The sequence below is a fragment of the Paenibacillus eucommiae genome, assembly GCF_017874215.1.
Taxonomy (GTDB): Bacteria; Bacillota; Bacilli; order Paenibacillales; family NBRC-103111; genus Paenibacillus_AI; species Paenibacillus_AI eucommiae.
This window is the reverse complement of the sequence record NZ_JAGGLB010000001.1, coordinates 148,438-168,409: the sequence shown is the minus strand read 5'-3', so window position 1 is coordinate 168,409 and position 19,972 is coordinate 148,438. Positions and strand designations below refer to the sequence as shown.

Annotated in this window: 13 protein-coding genes; all 13 read left to right on the top strand. The window is 47.5% G+C overall.

The window, feature by feature from the left end:
• The first annotated feature begins 13 nt into the window (after positions 1-13).
• Positions 14-1,477 (top strand): ABC transporter substrate-binding protein, encoded by a 1,464-nt coding sequence (locus J2Z66_RS00595; protein ID WP_209968542.1) that lies wholly within the window; start codon positions 14-16, stop codon positions 1,475-1,477.
• 85 nt (positions 1,478-1,562) lie between these two features.
• Positions 1,563-2,519 (top strand): carbohydrate ABC transporter permease, encoded by a 957-nt coding sequence (locus tag J2Z66_RS00590; RefSeq protein ID WP_245375178.1) that lies wholly within the window; start codon positions 1,563-1,565, stop codon positions 2,517-2,519.
• Positions 2,520-2,552: 33 nt separating this feature from the next.
• On the top strand, positions 2,553-3,392 hold the full coding sequence (locus J2Z66_RS00585) for a carbohydrate ABC transporter permease (protein ID WP_209968539.1): 840 nt from the start codon (positions 2,553-2,555) through the stop codon (positions 3,390-3,392).
• An 83-nt stretch (positions 3,393-3,475) separates the two neighbouring features.
• Positions 3,476-4,204, top strand: a complete 729-nt coding sequence (locus tag J2Z66_RS00580; protein WP_209968536.1) for an SDR family NAD(P)-dependent oxidoreductase — start codon at positions 3,476-3,478, stop codon at positions 4,202-4,204.
• 215 nt (positions 4,205-4,419) lie between these two features.
• The gene (locus tag J2Z66_RS00575; protein ID WP_209968533.1) at positions 4,420-8,247 is read left to right on the top strand and encodes an S-layer homology domain-containing protein; all 3,828 of its coding nucleotides are present in this window, start codon (positions 4,420-4,422) and stop codon (positions 8,245-8,247) included.
• Between the two features lie 38 nt (positions 8,248-8,285).
• Positions 8,286-12,221 (top strand): S-layer homology domain-containing protein, encoded by a 3,936-nt coding sequence (locus J2Z66_RS00570; RefSeq protein WP_209968530.1) that lies wholly within the window; start codon positions 8,286-8,288, stop codon positions 12,219-12,221.
• Between the two features lie 66 nt (positions 12,222-12,287).
• The gene (locus J2Z66_RS00565) at positions 12,288-14,090 is read left to right on the top strand and encodes a putative phage tail protein (protein ID WP_209968526.1); all 1,803 of its coding nucleotides are present in this window, start codon (positions 12,288-12,290) and stop codon (positions 14,088-14,090) included.
• 19 nt (positions 14,091-14,109) lie between these two features.
• Positions 14,110-14,889 carry a creatininase family protein gene (locus J2Z66_RS00560; RefSeq protein ID WP_209968522.1) on the top strand — a complete coding sequence of 260 codons (780 nt, stop codon included), beginning with the start codon at positions 14,110-14,112 and terminating at the stop codon, positions 14,887-14,889.
• Positions 14,889-16,010 (top strand): hypothetical protein, encoded by a 1,122-nt coding sequence (locus tag J2Z66_RS00555; RefSeq protein WP_209968519.1) that lies wholly within the window; start codon positions 14,889-14,891, stop codon positions 16,008-16,010. The genes J2Z66_RS00560 and J2Z66_RS00555 overlap by 1 nt, the downstream gene beginning before the upstream one ends.
• 25 nt (positions 16,011-16,035) lie before the next feature.
• Positions 16,036-16,404: a RidA family protein gene (locus J2Z66_RS00550; RefSeq protein WP_209968516.1), complete on the top strand. Its 369-nt coding sequence runs from the start codon at positions 16,036-16,038 to the stop codon at positions 16,402-16,404.
• A gap of 83 nt (positions 16,405-16,487) precedes the next feature.
• Complete coding sequence (locus tag J2Z66_RS00545; protein WP_245375177.1) at positions 16,488-17,945, top strand: M81 family metallopeptidase; 1,458 nt, start codon at positions 16,488-16,490, stop codon at positions 17,943-17,945.
• A 60-nt stretch (positions 17,946-18,005) separates the two neighbouring features.
• Positions 18,006-19,217, top strand: coding sequence for a glycine C-acetyltransferase (locus J2Z66_RS00540; protein ID WP_209968514.1), 1,212 nt, complete (start codon positions 18,006-18,008; stop codon positions 19,215-19,217).
• On the top strand, positions 19,195-19,950 hold the full coding sequence (locus J2Z66_RS00535) for an SDR family NAD(P)-dependent oxidoreductase (protein WP_209968511.1): 756 nt from the start codon (positions 19,195-19,197) through the stop codon (positions 19,948-19,950). The genes J2Z66_RS00540 and J2Z66_RS00535 overlap by 23 nt, the downstream gene beginning before the upstream one ends.
• Positions 19,951-19,972: the final 22 nt, after the last annotated feature.

Here is a 19,972-nt window from a genome sequence, read left to right as displayed (position 1 = left end):
AGGAGGGTTTAGTTTGATTAGAAATGGAAAGTGGTTGTTGGCATTCGCACTTATACTTATGATGGCAGTGGTTGCAGGGTGTGGAGGCAAGGATAACAAACCGGAGGAGACAGGAGCTGCGGAAAGCACACCGAAAGCTACAACGGATAGCGCAGGAGATGTGTACCCGGAAAACGGGCTGTCCAAAACAGAAAAGGTAAAGATCAAACTTGCGATCGATGAAAACGGTTACGGTAGAGCATGGATCGACAATGCAATCTCGATCTTTACCGAAAAATATCCGAATGTCAGCTTTGATATTACCTCTTCACCAAAAGTTGGCGACATGGTTAATACAAAGCTTGCAGCGAACAAGGATAGTGACATGTTTGATATTTTCCCTGGGACTGGAGTATCCAGATCCAAACTGGTCGATGCAGGAAAGATTGAATCGCTTGACGACCTGTGGGAACGTGAAATACCGGATGCAGGGGGCAAGAAGCTGAAGGATGTGCTGGTTGGAGGAGCTTTCGAGAACCATGCGAGATATAAGGGCAAATCCTACCATGTTCCCATTGGCGGGGGCTCAACAGGCATGTTTTTTGATGCGGTCTTCTTTGAACAAAATGGTTGGAACGCAAACCCGCAAACATGGGATGAATTTGTTCAGCTTCTCGCTGATATTAAGGCGAAAAACATAACACCGATTATTTATGCAGGTGTGTATCCGGATTACTTATACAATTTCGGATTTGGTCCTAAACCTTTTGAGATTGCAGAAATCAACGGAACCTTGGATACATACATCGATAATTACCGCAATATGAAATTACCGACGTATACAGCGCCAGAATACCTTGAAACATGGAAACGTATTGCCGAGCTTGGCAAAAAAGGATACTACGCAGACGGTGTAGCTGCCATTAATCATACACAGTCCCAAATGCAAATGCTTCAGCATAAGGCAGCCTTGGTACCAACGGGAGACTGGGTGCAGAACGAAATGAAGGAAGCTGTTCCGGAGGGATTCAAATGGGGCTTTATGACGATTCCTTTCGGTGACAAGCCAGATCAAACCAAATGGATTTGGAGTGACAGCAGTGGTGCAGGTGGTATGGTGATCTGGGCGAGCACACCGGATTTAACGAAAAAATGGGCGAAGGAGTTTCTGCTTTCCTTTGTAAACCTGGATGTACAAACCTTTAATGCGGAAAACGCAGGCATATTCCCGATCCGTGGTGATTTTGGAGACGATCCGCAGCGTATTGCCAAGATGCAGGATGCACCAAGAGCGATTCTGGAGTATATGGGTAAAAATAAAACAAGATTTGAATCGATGAGAAAGGATGTAACTATCGATCATCCGGCGATTGCTCAAGCGAATCAGTTGTTAGCAGAATCAGCCAATGAAATGGCTTTAGGAAAGAAAGATTATCTGCCTGTTTTTGAGAAAATGGATGAATTATTGAAACAAGCTATTGAAGCAACTACTAAATAGGTTATGCAATAGGTTATGTGTATAAAGAGGTACGGGGGAGCTATGCTCCCCTTCATGCTTTAGCTTTAGGGGAAAGGGGAAATTCATGATGAATGATGCAGCTAGCTCAAAGGCTGGTGCGGCCATACCCAAATCATCGGGTAAAGGAATGAAGGGGATCAAGCGGCAGAAATGGATCTTTTTGCTGCTTGCCGTGGGACCAGCTTATGCCGGATATTTGTTGTTTACGCTGTATCCGAATTTCATGTCGGTTTTTTATGCGTTTATGAAATGGGATGGCATATCGAAGAAGGAATTTGTCGGTCTGGATAACTTTGTATTTATGTTCAAAGATGAATTCGTGTGGCGTGCTTTATCTCATAACCTGGTTTTGATGATCGTTTTGCCAATACTTACGACAGTCATCTCACTCGTACTCGCGCATTTACTTATAAATAAAGGCTTCCGTGAAGCTCCTTTTTATAAAGTGATCTTTTTCCTGCCCAATGTGTTGTCCACCGTTGTCATTACGCTGCTCTGGATTTATATCTACGATGGCAGCAACGGGTTATTGAACGGCGTATTTAGATTATTCGGATACGATAATGGTGGATATTACTGGCTATCAGATCCGAAAACAGCCTTATGGCTGCTGCTTCCGCCCATGATTTGGGGAGGCGTCGGATTTTACGTCATTATTTTCATGAATGCCATGAAGGGGATTCCGAAATCGATGTATGAAGCGGCGATTCTGGAAGGAGCGAGTCATTTTACCCGTTTGCATACGATTACGATACCGCTGATCAATCCTGTGATTCGGATTACACTGCTCTTTCTATTTCTTGGCGGCATCAAAAGCTTTGAAATTATTCTTGTTATGACCAATGGCGGTCCAGCGGGATCCACGAATGTCATCGGACTGTATATGTTCAACCAGGCTTTTAGTCAAGCTACACAAAACTATGGATATGCTTCCGCAATCGGATTGTTCCTGTTCGTTATTCTGGTAGGCGGCAAGGTGCTTATTGACAGACTGGTGCCAAAAAGTGATTGGGAATATTAAGTTAGCGTCAAAAAGAATGGAGGTGTACGGGTTATGAAAGAGAAAACATCATTAATCGGAGATACGCTCTGGAGAATTTGTCTGGTTGCTTTTGCCATCTCTATTATTGTACCGCTCCTGTGGTTAATCTATGAATCGCTCAAAACGAACCGTGAATTTTTTCAGGATATTTGGTCCTTGCCGGATGTACTGCAATGGAAAAACTACGTAAAGGCATGGGAAACGTTTAAATTTGGCCAGGTGTTCTTTAATACGCTGTATTATGTGGGCGGAAGCCTGCTGCTCGGTACGTTCCTGACAGCGATTAATGCTTTTGCGTTAACAAGGATTCAGTTCAAGGGCAGAGCCTTCATTTGGTCGACCATTATGCTATCGCTTTTTCTTCCCGGCATTAATGCACTAGTTCCACAGTATGTGCTGATGCGGGATTTGCATCTGACGAACAGCTTAACCGGACTGATTATTCTTGACAGCCTTGGCGAAAGTGTATTTTTCCTGCTGCTGCTTAGCGGCTTTATGCAGTCGCTGCCGAAGGAGCTGGAAGAAGGCGCATTTGTTGATGGGGCTTCCTTGTTTCAAGTATTCTGGAAAATTATTATGCCGCTGTCAATGGCAGGGATTGTGACGGTTGGTATATTTAAATTTATTGGACTTTACAATAACTTTCTGGCGCCATTTATTTATCTGGGGGATGAAAGCAAGTACACGATGGCTGTCAATATGTATTTCGCCAACCAGCGCATGCAGTACAGCTCGGATTGGGTCACGTTATTTGCCGGTGTCGTTATTTCCATGCTGCCGCCTGTTATTCTTTATGTATTATTTCAACGGAAGGTCATGGAAGGAGCTACGCTTGGTGCTGTTAAGGGATAGCCGGTTAGAGAACTGCAAATATGGAATAGAAGCTGTGGGTACATAAACAGATAAATGCTTAGCAGGCTAGGAGGCCGTACGAAATGAAAGATATGCTGCGGGACAAAGTAATTTGGGTTACCGGAGCCATGGGGTTAGTTGGCAGAGCCTCGATGGAGGCGTTCCTGGCCAAGGGCGCCTTCGTCTTCGGGACAGATATTCTGAAGGGGGAGGCAAGCCCTGATATTCAGCGGCTGCAGGAAGCTTATGGTGAGAGGCTTTTTCTATCCGTTTCAGATGCTACGGACGAGCAGCAGGTAAAGAAAAGTGCATTTCAAGTCAAAGAGGTATTCGGCCGGATAGATGGACTTTTTCATAATGTGTATACACAAATCTGGAAAGGTGTGCTCGAGCTGACCCTGGAGGAATGGAATGCAGTTACTGCCGGAACGCTCACAAGCACTTTTCTCGTCAACAAATATGCGATTGCTGCAATGATTGAAGGTGGAGGTGGCTCGATCGTCAACACGTCCTCCATTCTGGGGAAAGTTCCGACGAAGAGTACATCCGCAGCATACGGCTCAGCGAAGGCGGCTGTCAATCATCTCACCCGCATTATTGCTGTGGAGTATGCCAAGCATGGATTACGCGCTAACGCGATTATACCCGGCGATATCAAAAATGCCGATAGCATCATCCAAGACGTTGACAACCTGATAGGACGCAGCGGGAGACCGGAGGAGGTTGCCGAGCTTGCGGCTTTTCTGCTGTCCGACTTATCTGCCTATATAACAGGCTCCTTATATCCGATCGACGGGGGTTTTATGCGCTGAGTGCGCAAGCTGTTCTGAAGTTCTGAACCATCTGCAACTCCAGCTTCAGGCGCTTTACAATTAATGAGTGAAGTGCCTGGCTGCTTGCAATATTAAAGTAATCGGTTTCTATTTGGGGAGGGAGAGGATAATGAGAGAAGCTGCAGGTTTTGTAAACGGTATCAAGCGCTGTAGTCAAAAACAGATAGATGAAAAAATGTTTAGGAGATGATGAAATGAGACACAGGATGCCTAAGCGGGCTTTGCCGCTATTGTTGACGATTTGCTTGCTTGTTTCAACTTGGGGAGTGTCCACGGCTTTCGCAGCTGCGGAAGTGGGGCACACGAAGACACCATTGTCGGCTCATTGGGCGGGAAAAACGCTCGGAGATTGGTTGGCCAAAGGCTGGATTCGCGCGGATGCGGACGGCTCTGTACAGCCTGACCGCCCAATTCTTAGAGGAGAAATGATGGCATTTGCGAACCGTGCTTTCGGTCTTACCGCAAAAGCAGAGGTTGCTTTCTCCGATTTATCCCGATCCGATTGGGAGTATGATGAAGTGGCTATCGCCGTGAAGGCTGGTTATATCCAAGGGTATGAGGATGGCACGATTCGTGTCAGAAACCAGATTACACGGCAAGAAGTAGCGATCCTGATTGCGGGCATGCTGCAATTAGAGGCGAATGCAGCTCTTGATTCAAGCGGTTTAGGCGGGGAGACGACTTACAAAGACCAAGCCCAAATAGCAAGCTGGAGCGACAAAGCTATTGCTATGATGACCGCGCATAAAATTATTGATGGTTACGAGGATGGCAGCTTTCGTCCGAAGGATTGGGTGACCCGTGCCGAAGCGATCGTTATGCTGGATCGGGCAAGGGTCCGTCAAGGTGATCAGGTTTATGATAAGGCAGGCACCTTTGGACCGAAGCAGGTAACTCAAACGGTGAATGGCAATGTCACTATAAAGGCTGGCGGAGTTCATCTTAGAAATTTGATCATTAACGGAGATATTTTTATCGATGGAAGTGTTGGCAATGGCCAAGTGACAGCGGATGGAATTGAAGTTACCGGTACCGTATTTATCCGTGCAGGCAAAGTGAAGCTGAAAGGCACGATAAGCAAGCTGGAAGCTGATTCTTCAGCTGTTGAAATCGATATCCAATCAGGATTGGTCAAAGAATTGCTTGCAGCAGCTAAAGCCGCCGGGTCCAAAGTAAACGTGAATCAAATGGCTCGTATCAGCAGGCTGGTGCTGGATGGAAGCATCCAAGTAACAGGTCAGGGAGAAATTCAACAAGCAGTCATTCATAAAGGCGCGGAAGAGAGTACTTTTGAACGAAAACCGAATCGAAAGGAATCGCCTGCAAGCAGTTATGCACCTTCCTACAGTTATGGTGGTGGTGGTGGATCAGGGGGAAGTAATCCAGTCATTAATCCTGATGAACAACCTATCACTCCTGAGAATGATGAAGGGATTATGAATAGCAACAGCTCATTTGAAGAAGTAACAGGTGCTGAAGGGGCCCGCTTTTGGACGCCATTCCTGAAAAATAATTCTGCTGGCTCCTCCATTAAGCGCAGCAGCGAGCAAGCTCATTCCAATAGCTCCAGCATGAAGGCCATAGCGGTACAATCAGGCGGGTTGTATCAAAATCTTCATCTCCAGCCAGGCAACTACGCCATGTCGACATCTTACTATGTGCCTGCAAATTCCTCTACAGAGGGAACGCTGCAGTTGTTTGTACAGTTCATGGATGATCGGGGAATGTGGCTTAGTGAAGCGGTATCAGAAGTGTGGCCATCCCAATATGACAAGGGACAGTGGAACACGTTTCACTGGACACTGCAAGTGCCGGAATCCGTTTCCGGAAATGAAGTCAAGATTGCGCAAATCGGAGTGGACCTAAAAGGGTTCAACCCGAATGAAATCATTTATTTGGATGACCTTATACTTAGAAAGTCAAGCAAAGCTCCCGTTTCTGTACAAGTAGCCTCTATAAGTGCTGAAAATGGCAGGATGCGAGCGGTTCTTAATGAGATACCCGACAATCAGCCGGCCATTAGAGATTTCAAAATAATAAAAAGGGTAACAGAAACGGACTTTGGTACTAGTATAACGATTGTTCCTGAACATATCAGCTGGGATGAAACAACAAGAACGGTTGAATTGACGCTTCCAATTCTGGATACAGCAGCAAACGAACAACGATTTATGTATCGCGTTGCGTATAAAGGAAAACCTCTAAATGACCCTGTAGAAGTCGTTATACCAGCGGATACTACGAAGCCGATTAATAAAAACCCATCGTTCGAGGGGTATATGGATGGGAGTTGGATCAGGTGGTTTGAACCAGCGGATAACTTAGCCAGTACGAAGATGGAACGCACGAATGAGCTGGCGGCAACCGGTAAATACAGCTTTAAAGCAAGTGATGTCAAACATGGAGCTCCGTATCAGAATGTATCCGTAGCTCCGGGGAGTTATAAGCTTTCAGTTTCCTATTATACAGCTGCGGGTACGCAAACGGACGGTACGATTAATTTAACTGTCAATTATCGTAGCAGTACGAGCTATATTGGTACCATAGACGACGTGAAGCATCAAGTTCAGGAAACTTCGGGAGTATGGAATACGATCGAGTGGACGTTCGAAGTTCCAGAAACGTTAAACGGCATGTCCATGGATCACATTCAGATCTCGGCCTTATTGGACGGCTTCGCGGAAGGTGAAGTGGTGTTTATAGATGATTTTAATTTGATTACACTTGGCTCTGTGCCTAATGTTCAAATATCGAACTTAGCTGCAGAGAATGGAACGATTCGGGCAGTGCTGAGCACGATCCCAAGCGATCTGCCTGCTCTAGGAGATTTCGCAGTAAAGCAGCAAGTGAACGCGGATGAAGAAGTGGTTGTCGTGCCTACCGCTATCGCATGGGACGAATCTACCCGGACAGTAACATTGACGATCCCGCAAGTAGATGCGACAGCAACCCAACAACGTGTAGTCTACCGTGTTGCCTATCAAGGAAAACCAGCGATTGAAGGTGAAGCGGTTGTGATTCCGGCAGATCTAACGAAGCCGTATAATCGGAATCCCTCCTTCGAAACATCGTTGGACGGCACTTGGTACATGTTCGCCGAACCAGCGAGTAACTTCGCGCTTACCAAGATGGAACGCAGTACAGAGTTTACTCTGACAGGTGAACACAGCTTGAAAGCAGCCGGTGTGAAATTTGGAGCCCCCTATCAGAATATAACGCTCTCTCCGGGTAATTATAAGATCTCGGCCTCCTACTACACACCTGCTGGTACGCAAACAGAAGGCACGATGAATTTAACTGTCAACTATCGCAACAGTAGTAATGGCTATGTGGGTACTGTAAGTGATGTGAAACATCAGGTCAAAGAAGCTTCAGGAGAATGGCATACGATAACGTGGCCGCTCGATGTTCCGGAAACCTATAACGGCATGGTAGTGGAGCAAATTCAACTTTCTGTGTTGTTGGAGGGTTTCTCAGAAGATGAAGTGGTGTTTATAGATGATGTGGATTTGATTAAACTTGCTCCTCAGCCGGTTAACCAGAACCCATCCTTCGAAACATCGTTGGACAGCACATGGTACATGTTCGCCGAACCAGCGAGCAACTTCGCGCTTACCAAGATGGAACGCAGTACGGAGTTTGCTCTGACAGGTGAATACAGCTTGAAAGCAACCGGTGTAAAATTTGGAGCCCCCTATCAGAATATTACGCTCTCTCCAGGTATGTATAAGATCTCGGCCTCCTACTATACACCTGCTGATACGCAAACAGAAGGCACGATGAATTTAACTGTCAACTATCGCAACAGTAATGGGTATGTCGGCACTGTAAACGATGTGAAACATCAGGTCAAAGAAACATCAGGAGCTTGGCATACGATAACGTGGCTGCTCGAAGTGCCGGAAACCTACAACGGCATGGTAGTGGAGCACATTCAACTCTCCGCGTTGCTGGAAGGTTTCGCAGAAGATGAAGTGGTGTACTTGGATAATCTGATTGTACAAAAGGATTTGGATAATTAAAAGATTTGGATAATGAAGGTAATGAGGAGGAACAAACCATGAATAAAATCAATGCCATGCTTGTTAGAGGGATTGTGTTTGCCCTTATTATTCAATTATTCATCTTCCCTGCTGTCCGGCCTACAACAGCAGACGCGGCTGGGGGACAGGAGTTACTGCTGCCAACAACGAATCTTGTGACTAATCCAGGCTTCGAAGAAGATAAAGCGGGCTGGGATGTCGAATGGGAAGATACTAAGGCCGAAATTACTACCGATGCTCATAGCGGTGAGAAGGCTTTAAAAGTACAAGCAAGCAGCTTGGAACAGACGCTGCCGATTCAACCGGGTAAGAGCTACAAGTTGGAGTTCTTTGCAAAAAGAGAAGGACCACCAGATAGTAATGCGCTTGGCATTAATTTCTGGGATGTCCCGGGGATGGGCCGCCAAGGTGTATTAACGGAGGTAGATTCCGAAGGATACCAGCAATATGAACTGTTTTTTGAAGCCCCAGCCCAATTTTCCAGTGCCACTCTTGTCATTTACAAGATTGCGGGAGAGGGTTCTGTGTATGCCGACGACTTCCTTCTTACGGAGCTCACAAATCTTGTGACCAATCCAGGCTTCGAAGAAGACAAAGCAGGCTGGGATGTCGAATGGGAGGATACTAAGGCCGAAATTACTACGGATGCCCATAGCGGCGAGAAGGCTTTAAGAGTACAAGAAAGCAGTTTGGAACAGACGCTGCCCATTCAGCCAGGCAAGAGTTACAAGTTGGAGTTCTATGCGAAAAGAGAAGGGCCGCCAGATAGTAATGCGCTTGGCATTAATTTCTGGGATGTCCCGGGGCTGGGCCGCCAAGGTGTATTAACGGAAGTGGATTCGGCAGAATACCAAAAATATGAATTGTTTTTTGAAGCCCCAGCCCAATTTTCCAGTGCCACCCTTGTCATTTACAAGATTGGTGGAGCGGGTTCGGTATATGCCGACGATTTTTATTTGACAGAAGCACCTAGTCAGAAGGATGACGATCTCCCGGCCGTTGATAAATACATCCCTGTCGAGGAGAGCAAAACTACACCTAAATTAATTCTGATGGAAAAGGCTTTCGTGGACAACTCGGGTACCCCGGCTCAGATACAGAAAAATATTGACCATATCGATTCACTGCCATTCGATGGCATATTGATTAGTCCTGATATCCGGCTCGGTTTAATGCGCGGTAAAGAGGTCACCTATGAAGAGATTTATGAGGAATTAAAGGTTTTGAAAGGGTTATTCAACAATTTGAAAGATAATTATCTCCAAATTAATATTAGCAGACCTTACCATGAATCCGATCAAACGGATGGTTGGGGAGATGTATTCGTGGATGAAGCCTGGGATATTGTGGAGCAAAATTTCAAAAATTATGCACGGGCGGCGAAGGAAGTGGGCATTCACAATTTCCTCTTTGATAATGAAGAGTATTGGTTTCCATTTCTGGATCATCCCCGGCTATCCTTTTACAAAGATAAAACATTGAAGGAATACGAAGATAAGACCCGGCAGCGGGGGAAAGAGCTTATGAACGCTATTTTAGGTGAGATTCCGGATGCAAGAATCGTACATCTGCACGGTCCTTATCTTTCTGACAAGAAGATGCCAACCTGGTTCAACAAAGGGGAGCTTCCTTATTGGAATCTGTATGGTCCTTTGTTTGTAGGCATGATGGAAGCTGTCGTAGAAGGGGGAAACCAAGGGGCGGTTATAGATGGGGGAGAGTTGTACAGCCGGCGGTCAGAAGGGGATTTCATGGATGCTTACCAATATCGCAAATATGAAATGCCCTCTTTCCAGGAAAATAAGTTTATTCCCGAGTATTTGCGAGAAAGCTATCCAAGTACAGTTAAAATCAGTTTTGGTCTTTACACGCATCACGTAAATAATGCATATCCGATGAGCCCGGAAATCATGCGCTCAACACTGGAGTACGCTCTACGGACGAGCGAGGAGATGGTCTGGTTTTATCACGAGCCTGAAGATGATTATGGAAATTGGTTAGTCCCAGGTGATGTGGATGAAACATGGTTCAATTCCGTTATTGAAGGAAGGAAAGCAGTCGAAGAAAAGCTATTGGGAACGAATCGGATCTATAACAGCGGATTTGAGCTGGGGAAAGTGAATTGGGACTTCTATGGCAGTGCTGAGAGAAAGGCAACAGTAAAATCAATGAAAGTATCCTATTCGAGTGCAGTAGGCTTGTCATTGAACCAACGTGTAGGAGGAGCAAAGCAGCAGTTGACTAATTTGCTTGGAGGCAGAGCGTATGAATTAAGCGCTTGGGCGCAGGTATTGAATGCGAACGACAAGGCCCAGATCGGTATTATTTTCAAAGATGACCAAAGTCAGATAATTACTGAGCATTCTTTCGACATAAACACATCGGCATACAGCAAGGGAAGCATGACTTTTATAGCTCCTGCACAGTTCAGCGAAGCGGAAGTTTATGTGAAACGCGAGGCCGGCAGTGATTACATATTTGTCGATGATGTATTTTTACGGGAATGGATAGGGGCACCGACAAGCATGAAAATAAACATGGACACAACCAACTTGAAGGTTGGAGAGAACCTGCCCATGGTGATCAGCGGTCTGGATGCACAAGGCAAGGAAATTGCTTTGAACAATACGGACATTCAGTTGGCAAGCACGGATGCTTCAGTGGCTGAAATTAGTGCTAAAGGTAAATTGAAATCCGTGAAGGCCATTAAACCTGGGAAGGTCAAAGTGGTGGCGAATACCGTTTTAAAAGGGATTGCGCTTCAAGCAGAAGCTGAAATTACTGTGAGTGAGCAGAGCACAGGTTCTTATGTACCCGTAACGTCTGGACCTGGTGCCCAGCCCCAAGCGGAACCCCAGGTCAAACCCGTGTCTGATGCAGAAGGCAATCTCGTTGTTGATCTTGGCAAGGACCTGAAAGAGGCGCTTGTGTCTTGGGATCAGCTCGGTAAGCTGGCTGCAGAAGGCCGCTCGCTGATCTTTACAGATGGGGAGATGACAGCAACGTTAACGGCTGATGGAATAAAGGCGTTATGGAATCAAGTAGCGGAAAAGGATCGCAATCAGGCTGGTTTATGGGTATCGCTCCAAGCACTGCCGCAGCAGATCGCATCGAAGCGGCTTGCACAAGCAGAGTTAAACACGAACGCCAAGTTAACGCCGCAAGGTTCAATACGCGAGCTGAGCTTATCTGTCCAGTCTAATGGGAAAGAAGTGACTGCGGTTAGCTTACCGCAAGTGCGGGTCTCCTTGCCTCTCCAGCAAACTGGAAATCACAAGCTGACTGGCGTTTATGGAATCGATGACAAAGGAAATCTGGAATTCATGGGTGGGACTGTTCAAGGCGGCCGCATTGAAACGCAGCTTGCGAATGTCAATAGTTCGTTTGCTGCTATACTGCTGGATAAGCAGTATGTTGATGTACCTGCGAGCCATTGGGCCCTAAATGTTATCAAAGAGATGAGTGCCAAGCATTTGCTTCAGGATACGGGCGCCAAATTATTCCCTGAAGAGGAAATGACGAGAGCGCAGTATATAGCTATGCTCGCTCAAGCCTTAAACCTGGGGGAAAGCACGACCATTCCGTTTCACGATGTAGCTGATGGCGCCTGGTATGCAGGCTGGGTAGCCAAAGCAGTAGAGGAAGGTCTGGTGAATGGATATGGGAACGGTGCATTCGGCCCTGATGATATCATCCAGCGGGAACAAATGGCTGTGATCCTGGTGAGGGCGTACGAATGGAAGACAAAAAAGAGCATCCAAACGTCCGGTTATTCGGATTATTCGGACAGGGAAAAGATTAGCAATTGGGCGCTAAATGCTGTTGATGCAGCCACTGAAATTGGATTGCTGCAAGGGAAATCAAACCGAGTATTTGATCCACAGCATGCGGTTACCCGCGCGGAATCGATTATGGCGATTTATTCCATGTTACAGAAATTGCAGTCGAAATGATTACCGCAAGCCCTATCTTTGAGCATGGTGGATAGGGCTTGCTCCAAAAAAAGGAGGAATGAACCCATGTTTGATGAAAAAGAACTGACGAGTACTCCCATTCCGGAACCTGCAAAAAGCGCGATAAGCAGACGGAAGCTCCTTGCTTCGTTAGGGCTGGCGGGAGTTGCGTTAGCATCAACTGGTTTAGTTAGGGGAGGGATGGATAGGGCTTATGCCGACCCGGTTTCAGAGTTTGTTACGATCACGACAATTGCTGCTTTGCAAGCTGACACAGCTCCTGATGCAGATCTCATTTATTATGTGAAGGATAGGGGTTTGGAAGGTCACTTTTATTATGATGCTCTGGATACGACGTCCATGGACGACATGAAAAACGTCTTGGTATCGACATCGGGAGCGAGATTTAAGCGTATTTTCGAAGAGGTGAATGAAAACTCGTTGCAAGCCAAGCTTAGCGAAGATGGTTTATACGAGTATGCGAGAGTCAAGCCGACTCCGCCAGCGGGTCAGAACGCGGATGAAGCAGAGGCAGTGATTCCCTACAAGGGGGCAATTTACTGCCTATTCAAAGGTAGCTATTCACTGGATGATCATTCCTATATTTGTGTAATAAGACCTGTAGGGAATGGTATACTCGAGGTCGTATTCAGGGTGGATCTGGGCATCGGGGCTGATGCAAGAGCCATGGCTATTTATAACGATAATCTCTTTGTTTTTACTAATGATAAAATTAAAGTTTTTCGTATTATTGACACAGCCTTACAACCGAAGGTTGAATATACGCGTAAATTTGGGGGATGGATGCAGACCTGCAAAGTGATCAATGGCAGACTCTACGCTCCCAATTGGGGCATGGGTACGATTGACAGATTTGATCTCGTGAACGGAGTGCCTTCTAATGAGACTCAATTCAGCATTGGGGCGATAGGCAATGCCTCCATAGCTTCCTACGGATCTATTCATTTTCTGATAACGTGGACAGAAACAAATAATATTACAAGGCTCGATATAGATGAGCACGGGGACGTTTATAATAGAGGGGTATTTGCTATTCCCGGGATTTACTTGCCTCGTTATGCGGATATTTACAACGGCGTTATGACGGTGGGCGGTTACAGCACGATGAGCGCCAAAACAGTGGCCTTGGATATCACTTCTTTTACCCCTGTTAAAATTGGTGAATATTACAACATGTCAACACATATTAGGGTCGGAGATTATCTTATAGGTAATGCAACGGATCAGTCGACGCCTGAATATGCGAGCATGTATGGAAAGACGGTTAAAGTTGCTATTTCGGATGGCTCAGTGGAAGTTCTATCTGACAGGCCTCTCATATATCCGGTTCGATATCAATCTACCATTTTTGGTTTTTTGGGTTCAAGCTCTTATCCCTCGTTGCTGCAGGAATTTGTATGCTACTCAACCAAAAGCCTGCGAGAAGGCATAGAAATACCAATGGATTCGCAAGTGTATACACATATGGATACTATCCGATATACCAAAGCTATGAATTATGCTTCCGGTGAGGTTATCGCCAGATTCAAAAATTTTAGCCCGGACAGAATCGGCTGGTTACGGGTGAATCTCTCCTATACAATCATCAATAATCAAAATGTGCCAGGAGAGGCAGTAACCAGAGAATCTGTATATAGCGCATTTAAGCATTCAACAGGCAATTGGGAAATGATCATACCACGGGCTGACGTAGTGGATACTGGAGATCTGGCGGTGACGTTGGATTTTGTAGTAGCTGGTCCTGATGCTTATGTGTCTTGCAGTGGATTACTTACTAACGCACTGATTAATATGTCCATAGATTTTTATTTGTCAGACAATAATATGGGCTCATTTTATTACGTGTAGTGTCTGGAGGCTTGTAATTATGAATGAATTTCATATGCATCATCTAACACGGGAAATGATTTCACAGAGGGCGAAGGGCGGATGTGCCATTGTCGTTCCGCTTGCTGCTACAGAGCAGCACGGTCCTCATTTGCCTGTGTATACCGACAGCCTGATTTGTGAGCATGTAGTTTCCGGAGCAGTTCGTCAAGCGGCCGAAACCGTAGACATTCTAGTGTCTCCTGTCCTCACGATTGGCTGCTCGGAGCATCACCTTTCCTTTGGAGGTACGCTATCCTACTCCTCAGCCACGTATTTGCAGATGCTGCGGGATGTGGGAGAAAGCTTAGTGACAGGCGGCTTCCGCAAGATTATTTTTGTTAACGCGCACGGCGGGAACGCCCCGATGATGCTCCAGACTGTGAACGATCTGGTCGTGAAACACCCTATATGGGGGGCTTCTACTTCTTACTGGAGCGTATCCGGCGCTGCGCTGGATGAGCTGCAGGCATCTGAAGTCGGCCTCGTTCCTGGACATGCGGGTGGCTTTGAAACGGCTGCTGTTATGGCGCTTCGGCCCGACCTGGTACGAACTGACCGCTTGGAGACCGTTCATGTAATCCGGGATTGGATTCACACAGGGGCACCAGGCACGTTTATCGGGAAGCACGGGGAGCTTACCGGCCAGGATGGTTACACAGATGCTCCGTATCAGGCGACAGCCGCTGCGGGCCGCATTTATTTGGATGCCATCACGAAGTGTGTAGCGGATTGGCTGGTAACTACTATACAAGCGATGGAAAATGGAGGTGAAATCTGATGGTCGTGTGGCATCCTATTCCGAAAGAAAAGGCCAAACGAGTAGCTGTTATTGTGACTGAATATCGGTTTAATTCCCATGCCGACGTTATTCTGGGCCGATTGTTAGGCGATCATGAGTATAAGCCGCAAGTTGAGGTCGCTGCTATTTACACCGATCAGGTACCGGAGAATGATATGAGCCGGGAAGCAGCGGCCCGCTGTCAAATTCCCATCTATGCCACGATTGAAGAAGCGATCAGAGCTCCCTATGCGGATGGGGGTCTGGACGGGGTTATTATCATCGGTGAGCATGGGGATTATCCTGAGGATGAGCTAGGGCGGAAATGGTACCCTCGCCGCCGGTTTCTGGAAGAAGTTCTACTTGCGCTCGATGATTTGCAGCTCAAGGTTCCCATATTCTCAGATAAGCACTTATCCTACAACATTGCGGATACAGTATGGATGTATGAGCAGCTCCAGAAGCGGAACCTTCCGTTCATGGGTGGTTCTTCAATTCCCCATACGCCGCAGGTTCCCGCATTTGACCGGAAGCTTCTGGAAGAAACAGACGAGATACTTGTCGTTAGCTTTTCGGATGTTATGGAAGCGTATGGATATCATGCGCTAGAACTGCTTCAGTCGCTTGCCGAGACCCGTGCCGGTGGTGAGATGGGCGTTCGGGCTGTTCAGGCGCTGCGGGGAGCACAAATCTGGGCGGCGCTGGCTCGCAAGGAATGGCCGGAGGATCTGTTGACCCATGCATATGCCTGCTATGACAAAGCAGAGGTCTACCCCAAAAGTATGAAGGATACGGCAGTGCTGTTTATAGTCGAATACGCGAATGGAACGAAGGGATATGTTCTGCAGCAGGAGGATTGGATCAACCAATGGGGCTTTGCGTTTCGTCATAAGTCGGGCGAGTCGGGCGAAATTACAAGTGCGATGTGCGTGGGTGATCTGGAGCGCCCGTTCCGGCATTTTGAAACATTAACAAGCATGATCGAGAACTTTATCATCACCGGGATAGAACCGTTTCCGGCAAAACGCATTCTCCTGTCCAGCGGACTGATCAACTATATCATGGAAGCTTTGCATCAAAATCAAAAATTGGAAACACCAGAGCTTCTGTTTGATAAATAAAAGAACACACGGAGGGAAGATCCAGATGAAAGAGCAGACAGTTTTTACGGTATTGCCAGCATCCCGTTCATTCGAAACGGAAAGCTGTATGTATGTGTCAGGCCAAGGAGGTCTGAATACGGTCACAGGTGAAATTGTGGGTCCGGATATTGAATCACAGACGGTGGCTACGATGGAGAATATTCGGGCTATTTTAGCGGAGGGCGGGCTGGACCTGGATTCCATTGTTAAAGTGAATGTGTATTTAACCGATCGTGATCTGTACGGGAAATTTAATGAGGTATATGGACGATTCTTTACAGCGCCGTACCCGGCACGTACGACGATTTATTGCGATTTGAATTATGATCTGCTCGTTGAAATTGATGCGATTGCTGTGCGCAGGCCGAAGTAACGAAGTAACGAAGCGCCGCTGAGCCGCTGAAATAACGAAGAACAGGTCTAAGCAGGCAAAATAACGAACGGAGGGTCGAAAGGATGAAAGGAAAGGGCTTGAAAATCGCTGTCACAGGTATTTTTCATGAAACCAATACGTTTGTTCCTGCTCCGACGTTGGAAGAATCGTTTCGTGAGCATTGGTTAAGCGGCAACGACCCTATTTTCGATTTTTATGAAGGGACCACAACGACGATGGGCGGAGTTATCGATTCCGCAAAAGCTCATGGCGCGGACCTTGCAGCAGGATTGTATACGGAAGCCCCGCCCGGCGGCATTATTTCCGCTCTGACTGCTGATGTGCTGCTCGATGCCATGATCGACTCGATCGATGCCACTGCAGATGGGCTAGTTCTGCTCCTGCACGGGGCGATGGTAGCGGAAAATTACCGTGACTTTGAAGGCGAATGTCTTCGCCGGGTTCGTGAACGGTTCGGAGATAAGGGGCATTTCCCCGTGATTCTGACGCTTGACTTGCATGCCAATATTTCCAGGCAGATGGTTCAGCTATCCGATGTGATCATCGGCTATAATACGTATCCGCATGTGGATATGTATGAATGCGGCGTAAAGGCCGTAGAGCTGGCCATCCGCCTGCTTCGCGAGGAAATGGCTCCTCGTCAAGCGCACGCGCATACCGGCATGCTGGTCGTTCCTCAAGGCATGATGACCGCAGAAGGCAGCATGAAGGCGCTGATGGACCGTGCATTTGACATGGAGATGGACGACAAGGTGCTAAATGTTACAGTGGCCGGCGGCTTTCCTTACAGCGATGTGCAGGATGCTGGCATGTCATTCGTGGTCACAACGGATGGGGATGCTGAACTGGCGGAGCGCTATGCCAATGAGCTGAAGGCATTCGCCATCGAACAAAGGGAAAGCTTCAATGTGTCGTATTGCTCCCCGCAAGCGGCGATTGAACAGGCTTTGGCACAACCCGAAGGTCCGGCTATTTTGGCTGAAGGCTCGGATAACGTAGGTGGAGGCGGACCGGCAGATGCTACGCATATCCTCAAGCACCTGGTGGATATCCCGGAGAGTACTTTGATGGTGATCTGTGACGCTGAAGCGGTTCAGGCTGCCGAAGCGGTTGGTGTTGGCGGGGAGTTTAGCGGATATGTGGGCGGAAAGACTGATAAGCTTCATGGAAAACCAGTGCTGATTCAGGGGAAGGTCCGTCATTTATATGATGGGATTTTTCATAACGTAGGCGCTTATCGCACCGGACAGCAGGTGGACATGGGAAAAACCGCAGTTATCCAGTGCGGTCATCTGACACTGATGCTGACGACGAAGCGGGTGCCGCCATTTGATTTGGGCCATGTGCGCTGCGTCGGGCTGTGGCCGACGGACTTCAAGGTAATCGTTGTGAAATCTGCAGTGGCTTGGCAGGCTGCTTTTGGTGCTTTTGCCAAACAGGTTATTCATGTGGATACACCTGGCTGCAGCAGCGCAAATCTGCTTCATTTTGAATATCAGTATGCAGGTCAGCCAATATAGCCTTAATAGCCTTAATAGCCTATATAACCTTAATATCCTTAATAGGAGATGGAAGAAACAATGTTCGATAGAGAGAAGGAATATTACCAGTCCGAGCTTGAAAATATGAAGAAACAGGGTTTGTGGAAGGAAGAAAGAGTGATTACAGGGCCCCAGGATGTGCGGATTAACGTGGAGGGGCATGAGGGCGTACTCAACATGTGTGCTAACAACTACCTGGGACTCTCGAATCATCCGGAGGTCATCGCAGCGGCGAAGGCCAGTATGGCAGAGTGGGGCTACGGACTTTCGTCCGTCCGTTTCATATGTGGTACCCAGCAGATTCACACGCAGCTCGAGCATGCCTTGTCTGAATTTCTGGAAACCGAGGACACCCTGCTGTACAGCTCCTGCTTTGATGCCAACGGTGGCCTCTTTGAAACGCTGCTTTCCGAGACGGATGCTGTGATCAGTGATGAGCTTAACCATGCAAGCATTATTGATGGTATACGGCTGTGCAAGGCGAGTCGTTACCGCTACAAGAACAATGATATGAAGGATTTAGAGCAGAAGCTGAAGGAGGCACAGCATGCGCGGTTCAGGCTGATAGTGACCGATGGCGTGTTTTCAATGGAAGGTTCGCTGGCCAACTTGAAAGACATCTGCGATCTTGCAGATACCTACAAGGCGATGGTGATGGTGGATGACAGCCATGCGGTTGGCTTCATCGGAAGCCGCGGCCGCGGAACTCCGGAATACTGCGGTGTGTCAGGAAGAGTTGACATTATCACGGGAACGCTGGGAAAAGCATTAGGCGGGGCAAGCGGCGGCTATACCAGCGGCAGGAAGGAAATCATTGCGCTGTTAAGGCAGCGGTCGAGGCCGTATCTTTTTTCGAATACGCTGGCGCCGACGATTGCGGCAACGTCCTTGAAGGTACTGGAGCTTCTTTCAGGATCTACAGATTACAGAGACAAGCTGCACAGCAACACGATATATTTCAGGGAGGGCATGGTGCAAGCCGGGTTCCCAATCCCGGATGGCGTGCATCCGATCGTGCCCATCATGGTAGGGGAAGCCGCGGTTGCCCAGGAAATGGCGAAGCGGCTGCTGGAGAAGGGCGTCTATGTCATTGGCTTTTTCTATCCTGTCGTTCCCCAGGGAGCGGCCAGAATTCGCATCCAGATCTCATCCGCACTGTCGATAGCGGATTTGGATGCGGCCATACAGGCATTTCGTGAGGTGAAAATGGAAATGGGGGATGCTTTTTATGGAACAAAAACTGCAAGGTAAAGTTGCCTTGATCACGGGGGCTGCCCAGGGAATGGGCAAGGACATCGCCAGGCTTTTGGCCCGGCAGGGTGCGAAAGTTGTAATGAATGATCTGAGCGGCGAGGCGCTGCAAGCAGCCGCGGAAGACATCAGGAGAGATGGAGGAGAGGCCATCTGGGTGAAAGCCGATGTCAGCAAACGTGAGGAAGTAGCCTCGATGATTGATCAAGCGACGGAGGCTTATTCCACGATTGATATTTTAGTGAATAATGCCGGCTTGCTGCGTTCAACTCCTTTTGTAGATGTGGAAGATGAGGAGTGGGACCTGGTGATGGAGGTCAATTTGAAAAGCGTGTACCTGAGCACGAAGGCTGTTGTGCCGTTAATGATAGCCAATAAGGGCGGCAAAATCATCAATATGTCTTCCTCGGCAGGAAGAAGTGTCAGCACACTCGGAGGCGCGCATTACACGACTTCAAAAGCGGCCGTTCTCGGTTTGACCCGTCATTTGGCGAAAGAACTGGCGTCCCACAACATTCGGGTTAATGCGGTATGCCCGGGATTAATTGATACGGAAATGGTCAGAAAAACGTGTCCGCCGGAGCAAATCGCAGCTTATGAAAGCAGCTTTCCGATCCAAAGACTGGGCACTACCCGCGAGGTTGCCGATTTGGTATTATTTTTGGCAAGCGATGATTCCTCTTATATAACGGGCGCATCGATAGATATTAATGGCGGAGATTTAATGATATAGTCTGCGGGTTAGTTGGTGTTAG